Below are 14,674 nucleotides of genomic sequence, written 5' to 3' on the forward strand. Positions count from 1 at the left end.
ACCGACCCGTTGTCTTGAGGACACCATTCCATGGAATTTATTGTCAAAAGCGCTCGTCCGGAAACACTGAAAACCGCCACATTGATTATCGCTGTCGGCGAAGGCCGCAAGCTCGGCGAAATAGCCAAATCCGTTGATACCGCTAGCTCAGGCGCAATTAGCGCACTGCTCAAGAGCGGCGACATTGCCGGTAAAGTCGGCCAGACGCTGCTGGCACGCAACGTCGCTAATATTAAAGCAGAACGCGTTTTATTGGTCGGTTGCGGTAAAGAAGCCGAACTCTCTGACCGTCAATTACGTAAATTGATCGGTTCTGCCCACGCTGTTTTGAAAAACCTGGGTGGCAGCGATGCAGTCTTCGCCCTCGGCGACCTCAGCGTCAAGGGCCGCAATGCTTACGCAAAAGCTCGTTTGCTCGTTGAAACCCTGGCTGATGGCGAGTACAGCTTTGACCAGTTCAAGAGCCAGAAAGCGCCAGCCAGTGCCTTGAAAAAAATCACCGTGCTCACTGACAAGGCTGACCAAGCTGAAACTGAGCGCGCTTGCCTGCATGCTAAAGCAATTACGGCCGGCATGGCGTTCACTAAAGACCTCGGCAATATGCCGCCAAACATCTGCCACCCAACTTACTTGGCTGAACAAGCCAAGGACCTGGGCAAGGCGTACAAAGACTTGAAGGTCGAGATTCTCGACGAGAAAAAACTCAAAACCCTCGGCGCAGGTGCTTTCCTGGCTGTAGGTCAAGGTAGCGACCAACCGCCACGCATGATCGTGATGAACTATCAGGGCGGCAAAAAAACCGACAAACCATTCGTATTGGTCGGCAAAGGCATCACCTTTGACACTGGCGGCATCAGCATCAAGCCAGCAGCTGGCATGGATGAGATGAAATACGATATGGGCGGCGCCGCCAGCGTATTTGGCACCCTCAAAGCGGTACTTGAACTGCAACTGCCGATCAATCTGGTGTGTTTGCTGGCGTGCGCTGAAAACATGCCAAGCGGCGGCGCGGCGCGTCCAGGCGACATCGTCACCACCATGAGCGGGCAAACGGTAGAGATCCTCAATACCGACGCTGAAGGCCGCCTGGTGCTGTGCGATACCCTGACCTACGCTGAGCGCTTCAAACCGCAAGCGGTAATCGATATCGCCACCCTCACTGGCGCCTGCATTGTTGCCCTCGGCTCACACACCTCAGGCCTGCTCGGCAACAATGATGAACTCGTGCAACAGATTCTGACCGCTGGCCAGCAAGCCGATGACCGTGCATGGCAGTTGCCGCTGTTTGATGAATATCAAGAACAGTTGGACAGCCCATTCGCTGACATCGCCAACATTGGCGGCCCCAAGGCTGGCACCATCACAGCGGCCTGCTTTCTGTCGCGCTTCACTAAAAAGTACAACTGGGCTCACTTGGACGTTGCTGGAACCGCTTGGATTAGCGGCGGCAAGGACAAAGGAGCCTCCGGTCGTCCAGTTCCACTGCTGACTCAGTACCTGTTGGACCGCGCTAAAGCGTAAGCTATGCGCACAAGGCTTGGGTTGCGGTTGCGCGACTCAAGCTTTAACAAGCTGAATCACAGACCACTTGCACTGATGAACCCATGAGCCGAATTGAATTCTACGTACTCGCAACCGACCGCCCCGCCGACCGCATACGCGCAGCGTGCCAGTTGGCGCTGAAGGCATGGCGTCATGGATTGCCGGTATTTGTTCGTGCAGCTGATTCTGCACAGTGCGCAGAGCTGGATGAGCAAATGTGGCTGTTCAAAAAGGACTGTTTCATTCCGCACAACCAACACAGTGATGACCCACTTGCCCCCGTGGTAATCGGTGTCGATGAGGAACCGAGCGCCAAACAAGGTGTTCTGATCAACCTCAACAATGCGATTTCACCCCACGTTGAGCGCTTCAGCCGAGTGATAGAAATCGTCAACCAACAGCCGGACTTACTGACCGTTTGCCGGGAAAATTTCCGTAGCTACCGCCAGCGTGGCTATGATCCAAAACGAGTTGAGCTGTAGTTAGATCAATGGATACGCCAAAACCGCAACAAAAATCAGGACACCTGCTCGACGATCTGGAGTCGATTCGCGAGCTGCTGGGCGACGAAAAAAGCCAGGCATCAACAGCGCTCGATCTTGACTCGATCGATCCTGAGTCAATTCCGCTGCTTTCAGATATCGTCGAACAGTCCCCGCAAGCCACTGCAACACCGACGCCTGCTCCGGCCCAGCCAGAAAGCCCTATCGACAATGCGCATGCCCTGCGCGCGACAGTACGCCAGTCAATCGGTCGCGACAGTGAGATCAATCGTCTCGATACTGAGCTACGCAATGCGGCGCAATTGATCCTGCAGGATGTGATCGACGATTTCGTACCGCAGATCGAGGCTGAGCTGAAATCGCGCCTTGAAGCCCGCCTACCTCGTCTACTGCCCACACGCCGCCCCTAGTTTTCGGCGAAAATAGACGGTTAACGCCAGTTTTAAACCCGCAATGGCACCGCATATCTGCAAGCAATCAGCTTGCACTTACCTCACAAGGCTCTTCCCCGCTATACTTGTCGGCTTTTCCGATCAGCCGTCAAAAGGGTCCCGCCGCGCATGGACAAGACCTACCAGCCGCACGCCATTGAAACCAGCCTGTACCAGAACTGGGAAGCGAACAATTACTTCGCCCCACAGGGTTCGGGTCAGCCGTATACCATCATGATTCCGCCGCCGAATGTTACCGGCAGCCTGCACATGGGCCATGGTTTCAACAACTCGATCATGGATGCGCTGATTCGTTTCCGCCGCATGCAAGGCCGCAATACCCTGTGGCAGCCGGGCACCGACCACGCGGGCATTGCCACGCAAATGGTGGTCGAACGCCAACTGGCCGCCGAAGGTGTAAGCCGTCACGACCTCGGTCGCGACAAGTTCCTGGAGAAAGTCTGGGAATGGAAAGAACAATCCGGCGGCACCATTACCCGTCAGATCCGCCGCCTCGGCTCCTCGGTTGACTGGTCGCGCGAGCGCTTCACCATGGACGACGGCCTGTCTGATGCAGTTAGAGAAGCCTTCGTCCGCCTGCATGCAGATGGTTTGATCTATCGCGGCAAGCGCCTGGTCAACTGGGATACCAAGTTCCACACCGCAATCTCCGACCTTGAAGTGGAAAACCACGATGAGAAAGGTCACCTGTGGAATTTGCGTTACCCGCTGGCCGACGGCAAGACCACGGCTGAAGGCAATGCCTTTCTGATCGTCGCCACCACGCGTCCAGAAACCATGCTCGGCGACGCCGCTGTTGCTGTGCACCCAGAAGATGAGCGCTACAAATCGCTGATCGGCAGTTTCGTTGAGCTGCCGCTGGTTGGCCGTCGCATCCCGATTATCGCCGACGATTACTGCGATCCGGAATTCGGTACTGGCTGTGTGAAAATCACCCCAGCACACGACTTCAACGACTATGAAGTCGGCAAGCGTCACAACCTGACGCTGCTGAACATTTTCGATAAAAACGCAGCTGTACTGGCCAACGCTCAGGCATTCAATGTTGACGGCAGCGTCAACGCTGATGTCGACACCAGCCTGCCCGCTGAATACGCTGGCCTGGATCGTTTCGAGGCGCGTAAACAAATCGTTGCCGCCTTTGATGCGGCTGGCTTACTGGTCAGCGTTGATGATCATGCCTTGAAAGTACCGAAAGGCGACCGCTCCGGCACCATCATCGAGCCGTGGCTGACAGACCAGTGGTATGTATCGACCAAATCCCTGGCTGAACCTGCAATTGCTGCGGTTGAAGACGGTCGCATTCAGTTCGTGCCCAAGCAGTACGAGAACATGTACTTCAGTTGGATGCGTGACATCCAGGACTGGTGCATCAGCCGTCAGCTGTGGTGGGGCCATCGCATTCCGGCATGGTACGACGACGCAGGTAATGTGTATGTCGGTCGCAACGAAGCCGAAGTGCGCAGCGAGAATAATCTGGGCGCTGAGGTAACGCTGCGTCAGGACGAAGACGTACTTGATACATGGTTCAGCTCGGGCCTGTGGACGTTCTCGACGCTCGGCTGGCCGCAGCAGACGGAATTCCTCAAGACCTTCCACCCGACCGACGTGCTGGTGACAGGCTTCGACATCATTTTCTTCTGGGTTGCCCGGATGATCATGCTCACCATGCATTTGGTGAAGAACGAAGACGGCACACCGCAGGTTCCGTTCAAGACTGTTTATGTACACGGTCTGGTGCGCGACGGCCAAGGCCAGAAGATGTCCAAGTCCAAGGGTAACGTCCTTGACCCGCTGGACATCGTTGACGGTATCGATCTCGAAAACCTGCTGACCAAACGTACCAGTGGCATGATGCAGCCCAAGCTGGCCGAGAAGATCGCCAAGCAGACCCGTGCTGAATTCCCTGAAGGCATCGCCGCTTATGGCACCGATGCCCTGCGCTTCACCAACTTGTCGCTGGCCTCCACTGGCCGTGATATCAAGTTCGACATGGGCCGGGTTGAGGGTTATCGCAACTTCTGCAACAAGATTTGGAACGCCGCCAACTTCGTTATCGAGAACACCGACGGCCAGGACACCGGCATCAATGGTGAAGCGGTTGAGCTGTCCTCGGTTGACCGCTGGATCATCTCGCAGCTACAACGCACCGAAGCCGATGTAACTCGTCACCTCGATGCCTTCCGCTTCGACCTCGCGGCATCGGCACTGTATGAGTTCATCTGGGACGAATACTGCGCCTGGTACCTGGAACTGGTTAAGCCCGTGCTTTGGGACGAGAACGCGCCGATCGAGCGTCAGCGCGGCACCCGTCGCACCCTGATTCGCGTGCTTGAAGTGGCGCTGCGCCTGGCGCATCCGTTTATGCCGTTTATCACCGAAGAAATCTGGCAGCGGATCAAGACTCAAGCTGGAGCGTCGGGCGACACCCTCATGCTGCAAGCCTGGCCTGTGGCCAATGAAGAACGCATCGACGCTGCTGCCGAAGGTGATATCGAGTGGGTTAAGGCCCTGATGCTCGGTCTGCGCCAGATTCGTGGCGAGATGAACATCTCCATGGCCAAACGCATCGATATCATCCTCAAGAACGCCAGCAGTGAAGACCAGCGTCGCCTGAAAGACAATGCGCCGCTGCTCAACAAACTGGCCAAGCTGGAGTCGGTGAGCATTCTGGCTGCCGGTGAAGAGCCACCGTTGTCTGCCACCGCGCTGGTGGGTGACATGGAAGTTCTGGTACCGATGGCGGGCTTGATCGATAAAGCGGCTGAGTTGGGTCGTCTGGACAAAGAAATCCAGCGTCTCGAAGGCGAAGTCAAGCGCGTAGGCGGCAAGCTCGGCAATGCTGGTTTTGTCGACAAAGCACCCGCTGACGTGATCGAAAAGGAGCGCGCCAAACTGGCAGAAGCCGAGTTGGCCCTTGGCAAGTTAGCCGAGCAGCGTGCGCGTATCGCGTCCTTATAAACCAAAGGAAACACCCAACAGGGCCCGCGGCCAATAAGGCGCGGGCCCTGTTGTTTTAAATCGGTACTGAAATGTCTAACACTCGCTCCCCTTCCCTACTCGATGCACTGTTACCCATCAGTGTGTTGATCATCCTGCTTGGCCTTTCGGTTTACCTGTTCGGTGACAGCTCCTCCAGCGGCCCCAATCAAATCGCCCTGATGAGTGCGGCGTTTGTCGCAGGCCTGGTCGGCATGAAAAATGGTTTCCGCTGGGTCGATATCGAAGAAGGTATCCTCGCCGGTATCCATCTGGCGATGAAGGCCAACCTGATTCTGCTCGCCGTCGGCGCACTGATCGGTACCTGGATTCTCGCAGGCACTGTGCCGACCATGATCTGGTTGGGTTTGAAGCTGATCTCGGCTGAATACTTTTATGTCACCAGTTGCATTATCTGCGCCCTCACTGCGCTGTCGATTGGCAGCTCATGGACAGTCGCTGGCACACTCGGCATTGGCTTGATGGGCGTGGCTTCAGGGCTGGGTCTTGACCCGGCGATTACCGCTGGGGCAATTATTTCCGGCGCCTATTTTGGCGACAAACTCTCTCCCCTGTCAGATACCACCAACCTGGCGCCAGCCGCGGCCGGTGCAGATCTGTTCGCGCATATCCGTTTAATGCTGCGCACCAGCGTACCGGCGCTGGCCATTGCCCTGGCGATCTTCTTTGTACTGGGTCAGCAAGCATCGGCAAGCCACGACACCGGGCGCATCGCTATGGTGCTCGATGCGCTTGAAAGCCAATTCAGTCTCGGCTGGCATTTACTGTTACCGGTCGCGTTTTTGTTGTTTCTGGCGGTACGGCAATGGGCTGCATTCCCGGCGATTTTTCTCGGAGCGTTGCTCGGCGCGGTGTTTGCGCTGATTTTCCAGCCCGAGGTCATGAGCCGTCTGGCAGACCCAAGCGCAGGCAATTTAGCCGCTTTGAAAACAGTGTGGACGGCTTTGTTTGCTGGTTACGAGTCGCACAGTGGTAATGAGGCGCTTGATGGTCTGCTCTCCAAAGGCGGCATGGGCAGTATGTTGACCACTGTCTGGTTGATCATCTGTGCGATGTGCTTTGGCGGCGTTCTGGAAAAACTCGGGCTGCTACAGCGCCTGCTGGAAAGCACTATTCATCTGGCCAAGAGCACCAGCAGCCTGATCGCCAGCACGGTCGTCACCACCATCGGCACCAACATCGTGACTGCCGACCAATATATCGCGCTGGTCTTGCCGGGCCGCATGTACCGCGCCGAGTATGAAAAGCGCGGCATCAAGCCGGTTTACCTGTCACGAGCACTGGAGGATGGCGGCACGCTGACCTCGGTATTGGTGCCGTGGAACACTTGTGGCGCCTACATGGCCGCGACACTTGGTGTATCGACGCTGACGTATTTACCCTACTGTTTCTTCAATCTACTGATGCCGCTGCTGGCAATTAGCTTGGCATTTATTGCGCCTGCGCCAACAAATGCTTTAGCGGCAAAACCGCAAACAAACTAACGGTCCAACATACAGCGTAGGTCTCATGCAATTGAGACCTGCGCTGGCTTGCGCAAACGCAAGGGCAAAATTCCACTACCCAGAACAATTTTTGCAGATAAACCCCTTCCCATACTGGCTGTAAATCAGGCATCTTCTAGCCCGCATCAAGAGCCCTCGGCGTTTTAACGCTGGTAAAAAGCCCAGGTTCTGTACGCATTTTCCGCATGAAGATCAGGCCGCAGCCCTACGCAACAAGCTAAAACGCTTGGCGTGGCGTGTCGCAGAAAACCGCCTTGCCCCTTCAATGCCTGCAACTTGATTGCTGGCAGCAGAAGATTGCCCATACCGGACCGAACCCTGGAATTCTGATCATGTATGTGTTGATGGCGTGTGTTTTTGTACTTGGCTATCTGTGTATTGCTTTTGAGCATCCACTGAAAATCGATAAAGCCGCATCGGCACTGCTGACCGCAGTTATTTGCTGGACTGTGCTGGTGATGGGTGCAGATGCAATTCTGCCAGCCATTACCAATATCAACGTGACGCACGGCGACAACTCGGGCTATGTCGTTCATCAGCTGCGTGAGCATCTCGGCGAGATCTCCGAGATATTGTTCTTCTTGCTGGGCGCCATGGTGATCGTCGAGCTAATCGACGCCCACGAAGGCTTTAAAGCTGTCACCGACCACATCAAGACCAATAAGCGGGTCAACCTGCTATGGCTGGTTGGCATATTGACCTTCTTCCTTTCGGCAGCACTGGATAACCTGACCACCACCATTGTCATGGTCTCGCTGCTGCGCAAATTGATCGATGACCAGAAAGATCGCTGGTTCTTCGCCGGTATCGTGGTGATTGCCGCAAACGCTGGCGGTGCGTGGTCACCGATTGGGGACGTGACCACCACAATGCTCTGGATTGGCGGACAGATCAGTGCCAGCAGCATCATCGTCAACCTGTTTATCCCAAGCCTGGTGTGCTTGTTGGTGCCGCTGATTTACCTGAGCTTCCGCCTTAAAGGCGAAGTCGAGCGCCCACCTGAGTATGAGTCACTGGAAAGTCATCGCGACCCAACCACCCCCTTCGAGCGCAATCTGGTACTCGGTGTTGGCCTTGGCTCGTTACTGTTCGTGCCGGTATTCAAATCTGTAACCCACTTGCCGCCCTACATGGGCATCCTGTTCGGCCTGGGGGTCATGTGGGTGGTAACCGAGATCATTCACCGCGGCAAAAACTCGGAAGAAAAACACCCGCTATCGGTGATTGGTGTGTTGCGCCGCGTCGACACCACCAGCGTGCTGTTCTTCCTTGGTATTTTGCTGGCTGTCTCAAGCCTGGCCACTGCCGGTCACCTGACCCAGGTCGCCATTGCCTTGAAAGAAAGTCTGGGCAACATTTACGCGATCAACATTGCCATCGGCCTGCTTTCATCGGTAGTCGACAACGTGCCACTGGTTGCTGGCGCGATGAAAATGTATCCACTGGTGAGTCCAGTAGCGCTCGCCAGTGCCAGTAGCGATGTCAGCTGGCTGCAGAGCTTTGTTATCAATGGTCAATTCTGGGAATTGCTGGCGTATTGCGCAGGGACTGGCGGCAGTTGCTTGATCATTGGTTCGGCTGCTGGCGTTGCGGCCATGGGTATGGAGCGGATTAACTTTATCTGGTATCTAAAGACCATCAGCCTGCTGGCGTTCTTCGGCTACATTGCCGGTGCCGCGAGCTATATTGCGATCGCCACACTGGCCTAGTATTTCGACCTGAAGGAACAGCGCATGTCCCAGGAGATCAGCAAGACTAAAAGCAGCTTTTACCGGCGTCTCTATGTTGCCTGGCTGATCGACAGTGGCAGCGCGGCGAGTATTCCAGCACTGATGGAGGCGACAGGCATGCCTCGCCGCACAGCTCAGGACACGCTGAACGCCTTGGCTGAGCTGGATATTATCTGTGAGTTTGAACAACAGCCCGGCACCCGCAACAACGCCGGGCATTATGTCGTCCGCGACTGGGGGGCCATCGACAAAAGTTGGATTGGCGCTAACCTCGCAGCTATCAAGCAAGCACTCAACTATCCATAGTCATCACCAGGGAAGCTAAATGAGCGGACGCAAACGCATACTTTTAGTTGTGCTGGTTTTAATTGCTCTGTTTGGATTGTTCGAAGCCTTGGGCATCCGCCAGCAATTCAGTCTTGAAGCCGTTAAGTCGATCATCATGATGCACAAGTTTGCGGGCATATTGCTGTTTGTCCTGCTGTTTGCCCTCGGCAATCTGATCCAAATTCCTGGCTGGATATTTCTCGCCGCCGCAGTGCTCGCACTTGGCCGGCTCTGGGGCGGCGTGGCCACCTATGTCGCCGCCTGTTTCTCTTGCATGCTGACCTATTTGAGCATCCGTTATATCGGTGGCAATGCACTGCGCGAAATCGATAATCGGCTGGCCAAGCGGCTGCTGGCGGGTTTGGATAAGCATCCACTCATGAGCATTATTGCCCTGCGCATGCTGATGCAAACACTTCCAGCGCTGAACTACACACTCGCTCTGTCGGGTGTGCGCATGCGTCACTATGTGCTCGGCACACTGCTTGGTTTACCGTTGCCGATAGCGCTCTACTGCATTTTTTTCGATTATCTGGCACAGATGCTACACATCAGTTAAATCGCAAGACTGCTGGCCATTACTGGCTCAATATGAATAATGCCCCGCTCGCCACCTTGTTTACGGATTACCATGCCTCGCCCACCTGTACGCTCCGCTGCCAAGAAGCCGGCCACTAAAAAGCCGGCTGCCGAAAAAGCTGATCAAGCCAAGGGGCAACTGCATCCGCGTAACCGTCATCAAGGCCGCTATGACTTCCCGGCGCTGATCCAAGCCAGCCCGGAACTTGCCGCCTTCGTGATCATTAATCCGTATGGCAAGGAAAGTATCGACTTCGCCAACCCCGACGCAGTCAAAGTGTTCAACCGCGCCCTGCTCAAGCAGTTCTATGGGATTAAACATTGGGATATTCCCGCAGATTACCTGTGCCCACCCATCCCGGGGCGCGCCGACTATCTGCATTACCTGGCTGACTTGCTGGGGAAAAGTAACGCCGGAGAAATACCCCGTGGCGCCCACGTCAAAGCGTTGGATATCGGCGTAGGCGCCAACTGCATTTATCCGTTGCTCGGCCACTGCGAATACAACTGGCAATTTGTCGGTTCAGACATCGCCAGCAGTGCAATCGACTCAGCAAGCGCCATCATCAAAGCCAACCCAGGTCTTGATAAAGCCATTGAACTGCGCCAGCAAACAGACAGCGCGCATATCTTGGACGGAGTGATCCGTGGCGATGATCGCTTCGACATTACCCTGTGCAACCCACCGTTCCATGCCTCGGCCGATGAGGCAACACGCGGCAGCACCCGCAAATGGCGCAACTTGGGCAAACTCGACCCCAAGCGCAAATTACCGGTGCTGAATTTTGGTGGTCAAGCGGCTGAATTGTGGTGCAAAGGGGGTGAGGCGGCATTTGTATCGCGCTTGATCAACGAAAGCAGCAACCATGCACAGCAGGTGTTTTGGTTTAGCACCTTGATATCCAAAGCAGGCAATCTCGGCGGAGTTTACAGCGCACTCAACAAGATCGGCGCACAAGAAGTCCGCACCGTGGAAATGGCTCAGGGGCAGAAACAAAGCCGGTTTGTTGCCTGGACATTTTTAAGCAAGGAAGAACAAACGGCGTGGGTTAAAAGCCGCTGGCACTAAGAAAAGAGCCGGGGCTACGCTTTGCAGTGGCTACAGCTCTCGCGACATCAGCCACTGTTCTTTGCCCCAGCCGTTGAAACGCTCCAGCACATTCCAGCCGCGTTTGGCGTAGTAATCGCTTTTGTCGTGGGTATGCAAATACAGGGTTGTGATTCCTGAGTCTCGCGCATGGCCGCAAATCCCTTCGATCAACCGCGCAGCCAAACCTTGGCCGCGAGCCTCGGGCGCAACCAATACACACGCAAGCCAAGGTCCGAGATCGGGACGGCTGGATAAGTCATCCTGGGCGAGTGCTGCACCACCCAGTAATCGATCGCCATCGGTGACAATCAGGGACTTCCAGCTGCCATCAAACTGCCCCGCCGCAAACTCCTGCTGCCACTGAGCGAGACTTTGCCCGGCGTATTCATAGCTGAACTGTCGATACAAGCGCTCGGCCATGGTGTCGCAGTGATGCATCTGATTTTCCAGCCAGTCCACACGCAGCATACAAACACTCTATCTGGTTGAAGGATTTTGTTGGCAGATGAGCAACGCCCGATAAATCATTTAACGCCAAGCGGCTACAAAGCTTCGTCTTCAGCTTGACGGTTGATTGCATCGACCGGCAATAAAAGCGTATCCATTGCGATATCCACCGGCAGAGAAACCACAGTAAAAATCGGGCATACGATCATGAAGTAACAGACGACTGGGAGTACGGAATTTTCGCCATTTGCGCGGTAGAACACCACCGACAGCAAGTCAGACTTGGTGCCCCGGTAATACTCATTTTTAAAAAATCCGTTTGCTGACCGTTCAAGCACTGTTCCACAAGCGGTCAATGAAAACAAAACAACCGATACAATCCCGGTGCGCAGCATTACCATCATCAAAAATCCCTTCATTGTTGTTTACTCAACGCTGGACAAGTCAATCTGTCCCCTTGAAGGTACGAAAATCGAGTTACGCGCTAACGGTGTTGTCATTAAAATAGCCGATGAACAATGCCTGCAAATTTGCCTCGCGGCTACTGCACCTTAAATTGATCAATAGCTCGGCGAGCCATCTACTGGCCGGCAAAATGCCCCAGTTAGCCAATCAGCTAAACAAGGTCCTGCAGTAGAGCTAGCGTTAAGATAACCAGATGGCGCAGCACAATACCCAGCTGCACAACCCACCCGCAGCCCGTGGAGCCAGCATGATTGAAGTAACCGAAGTATCCATTGCCGAGTTGCGCGCCGCGCTTGAATCCGGCCGAACAACCGCAGTTGAGCTTGTTCAAGCCTACCTTGAGCGGATTGCTGCCTACGACGGTGCAGACACCCCCACTGCGCTTAATGCGGTGGTGGTGCACAACCCTGATGCGCTGAAAGAAGCCCAGGCCTCGGATGAGCGCCGCGCCCGTGGCGAAACCCTTGGCCCACTTGACGGCATCCCTTATACCGCCAAAGACAGTTACTTGGTAAAAGGCCTCACTGCCGCCTCTGGCAGCCCAGCGTTCAAGGACCTGGTTGCTTACCGTGATGCCTTCACCGTGGAGCGTTTGCGCGCGGCAGGAGCCATTTGCCTGGGCAAGACCAATATGCCGCCCATGGCCAACGGTGGCATGCAGCGCGGCGTATATGGCCGCGCTGAAAGCCCGTATAACGGCGACTATCTAACCGCCCCCTTCGCGTCGGGCTCATCCAATGGCGCGGGCACGGCAACGGCTGCCAGCTTCGCAGCCTTTGGTCTTGCCGAAGAGACCTGGTCCAGCGGTCGCGGCCCTGCATCCAATAACGGCTTGTGCGCCTACACACCCTCGCGCGGCGTTATTTCAGTGCGCGGCAATTGGCCGTTAACCCCCACCATGGATGTGGTGGTGCCGTACGCCCGAACCATGGCCGACCTGTTTGAAGTGCTCGATATTATCGTCGCCGATGACCCAGACACACGCGGCGATCTCTGGCGGATGCAACCTTGGGTACCTATCCCTGCGGCCTCATCGGTACGCCCGGTCGCCTACGCCAGCCTGGCCTCCAAGCCCGATGCGCTGGCCGGTAAGCGTTTCGGTGTGCCACGCATGTACATCAACGCCGATCCCGATGCTGGAACCTCGGAGAAACCGGGGATTGGTGGGCCAACCGGGCAGAAAATCATCACCCGCGACTCAATGATCGCGCTCTGGCAAGAGGCCCGTAAAAGCCTTGAAGCCGCTGGCGCCGAAGTGATCGAAGTCGATTTCCCGATGATTTCCAATTGCGAGGGTGATCGCCCCGGCACGCCAACGGTCTTCACCCGCGCCCAGATACCCAAAAACTACATGCACCATGAGTTGTGGGAGCTGTCGGCCTGGGCCTTTGATGACTTTCTACAGGCCAACGGCGACCCCAAACTGAACCGTTTAGCCGATGTCGATGGCCCGCAAATATTCCCGCACGACCCCGGCACCCTGCCAAACCGAGAAGACGACCTGGCCGCAGGCATGGATGAATACGTGCGCATGGCCAAGAGCGGCATTATTCCCTGGGACCAAATTACCACGCTGCCTGACGGCTTGCGGGCGCTTGAGCAGATTCGCAGCACTGACCTTGAGCAGTGGATGGATCAACTCGGTCTTGATGCTGTGATTTTCCCAACAGTGGCCGACATCGGCCCAGCGGATGCTGACGTCAATATCAAGTCGGCAGATATCGCCTGGAGCAACGGTGTCTGGGTCGCCAACGGCAACCTCGCCATTCGCCACTTGGGCGTGCCGACGGTGACCGTGCCGATGGGCGTACTGGCCGACATCGGTATGCCTGCCGGGCTGACCTTTGCTGGTCGTGCCTATGATGACTCTGCGCTGCTTAGCGTGGCCTCAGCCTATGAAGCCACTGGTTCCAAGCGCCTGGTTCCGCCACGCACGCCACCTTTGAAACAGCGCTAATACGGTGGGCAAAGCCATCAAGGGCTGTTCGGGTCCTTGATGGCACATCTGCTTTCCATCTGCGCATGCTAGGTGACCGCTGAACGTGCGTTGACTGTTTTTGTTGGGCGAGTGGTGTTAGCCATATAAGATCAAACTAACTGCTATTGATGCGTTACAGGTATTGCCATGCGGATTGATCTACGCCATCTACGCGCCTTCGAGGCGGTTGCCGAAGAGCTTCATTTTCGCCGGGCAGCTGAGCGCCTGAATCTGGCGCAACCAGCACTTAGTAGAACCATCCAGCAACTGGAGGAAAGCGTAGGTGAAGTGCTGTTGTTACGGAGCAATCGACGGGTTGAGTTAACCGAAGCTGGGAGAGTGTTTCTGGCGGGCAGTCGGACTATATTCGAGCAACTGGAAAACGCCGTACAGCAAGCCCGCAAGGCCGGTGCAGGGCAAATTGGCCAACTGCGTATCGGTTATACCGATTTTGCGGTGTCGGGCCAGCTGCCATCCATACTCGAAGGCTTTCATCGCAGCTATCCCGAGATCAGAGCAGAACTGATATTTGGCTCGACTCAACAGCAACTTGAAATGCTTAACGAAGGTTCAATCGAATTTGCGTTTGTGACCGGCCCACTGGTGGAGCCGAACATGGACAGCATCGAAGTCCAGCGCGATCGGTTTGTCGCCGCGTTATCGCATCTTCATCCGCTTGCCAGCCGATCAGAGCTGGCACTTGCCGAACTGGCCAAAGAGCCATTCGTACTGGGCAGCATGAGCCATTGGGCTTACTTCCGGCGTCACCTGGATGCGCTGTGCCTGAGCGCAAATTTTTTGCCCGAGGTGGCTCAAGAAGCGTTCAACAGCGAGGGCATCTTTGGCTTTGTCGCGGCCAATATTGGCGTGACCATTCACCTTGAGAGTTCAGCCAACTACAGCCGAAAAGGTGTGGTAGTGGTACCGCTCAAAGATGTAAACACCCGTTTATGCACCTTGGCCGCTTGGTTAAAGACCGGCATAACCCCGGTCCAACAGAAGTTCATCGAGTTTCTCAGGCAGTACCCTTCAAGCGAAAATTGAGTCGCGGACACT

The 14,674-nt window shown here is 55.6% G+C and carries 13 protein-coding genes; 11 read left to right on the forward strand and 2 right to left on the reverse strand.

Going from position 1 to position 14,674, the window contains the following annotated elements; genetic code table 11:
- The first annotated feature begins 30 nt into the window (after positions 1-30).
- From B9K09_RS16295 to rlmF, 9 genes are all read left to right on the forward strand, one after another.
- The gene (locus B9K09_RS16295; protein WP_087517808.1) at positions 31-1,521 is read left to right on the forward strand and encodes a leucyl aminopeptidase; all 1,491 of its coding nucleotides are present in this window, start codon (positions 31-33) and stop codon (positions 1,519-1,521) included.
- Positions 1,522-1,604: 83 nt separating this feature from the next.
- Positions 1,605-2,024 (forward strand): DNA polymerase III subunit chi, encoded by a 420-nt coding sequence (locus B9K09_RS16300; protein ID WP_087517809.1) that lies wholly within the window; start codon positions 1,605-1,607, stop codon positions 2,022-2,024.
- An 8-nt stretch (positions 2,025-2,032) separates the two neighbouring features.
- A complete protein-coding gene (locus B9K09_RS16305; RefSeq protein WP_087517810.1) occupies positions 2,033-2,455 on the forward strand; it encodes a DNA polymerase III subunit chi in 423 nt (140 codons plus the stop codon).
- A gap of 150 nt (positions 2,456-2,605) precedes the next feature.
- Entirely contained in the window at positions 2,606-5,458 is a 2,853-nt protein-coding gene (locus B9K09_RS16310; protein ID WP_087517811.1) for a valine--tRNA ligase, read from the forward strand.
- Positions 5,459-5,529: 71 nt separating this feature from the next.
- Entirely contained in the window at positions 5,530-6,981 is a 1,452-nt protein-coding gene (gene nhaC, locus B9K09_RS16315; protein WP_087517812.1) for a Na+/H+ antiporter NhaC, read from the forward strand.
- 353 nt (positions 6,982-7,334) lie between these two features.
- Positions 7,335-8,711, forward strand: coding sequence for a sodium:proton antiporter NhaD (gene nhaD, locus B9K09_RS16320; RefSeq protein ID WP_087517813.1), 1,377 nt, complete (start codon positions 7,335-7,337; stop codon positions 8,709-8,711).
- A 24-nt stretch (positions 8,712-8,735) separates the two neighbouring features.
- Positions 8,736-9,038: a helix-turn-helix domain-containing protein gene (locus B9K09_RS16325; RefSeq protein WP_087517814.1), complete on the forward strand. Its 303-nt coding sequence runs from the start codon at positions 8,736-8,738 to the stop codon at positions 9,036-9,038.
- A gap of 19 nt (positions 9,039-9,057) precedes the next feature.
- Positions 9,058-9,618 (forward strand): VTT domain-containing protein, encoded by a 561-nt coding sequence (locus B9K09_RS16330; protein WP_087517815.1) that lies wholly within the window; start codon positions 9,058-9,060, stop codon positions 9,616-9,618.
- 66 nt (positions 9,619-9,684) lie between these two features.
- Positions 9,685-10,707 (forward strand): 23S rRNA (adenine(1618)-N(6))-methyltransferase RlmF, encoded by a 1,023-nt coding sequence (gene rlmF / locus B9K09_RS16335; RefSeq protein WP_087519132.1) that lies wholly within the window; start codon positions 9,685-9,687, stop codon positions 10,705-10,707.
- Between the two features lie 30 nt (positions 10,708-10,737).
- Here the strand turns inward: rlmF and B9K09_RS16340 are convergent, their stop codons facing one another.
- Entirely contained in the window at positions 10,738-11,196 is a 459-nt protein-coding gene (locus B9K09_RS16340) for a GNAT family N-acetyltransferase (RefSeq protein ID WP_087517816.1), read from the reverse strand.
- Between the two features lie 74 nt (positions 11,197-11,270).
- A complete protein-coding gene (locus B9K09_RS16345; protein WP_157699365.1) occupies positions 11,271-11,579 on the reverse strand; it encodes a YceK/YidQ family lipoprotein in 309 nt (102 codons plus the stop codon).
- A 308-nt stretch (positions 11,580-11,887) separates the two neighbouring features.
- Between B9K09_RS16345 and B9K09_RS16350 the strand changes: the two genes are divergently transcribed.
- Together B9K09_RS16350 and B9K09_RS16355 are read left to right on the forward strand one after the other, a co-directional pair.
- Positions 11,888-13,597 (forward strand): amidase, encoded by a 1,710-nt coding sequence (locus B9K09_RS16350; RefSeq protein ID WP_087519133.1) that lies wholly within the window; start codon positions 11,888-11,890, stop codon positions 13,595-13,597.
- 168 nt (positions 13,598-13,765) lie between these two features.
- Positions 13,766-14,662, forward strand: a complete 897-nt coding sequence (locus B9K09_RS16355; protein ID WP_087517818.1) for a LysR family transcriptional regulator — start codon at positions 13,766-13,768, stop codon at positions 14,660-14,662.
- Positions 14,663-14,674 lie beyond the last annotated feature (12 nt).

Source organism: Pseudomonas sp. M30-35 (assembly GCF_002163625.1).
Lineage (GTDB): Bacteria > Pseudomonadota > Gammaproteobacteria > Pseudomonadales > Pseudomonadaceae > Aquipseudomonas.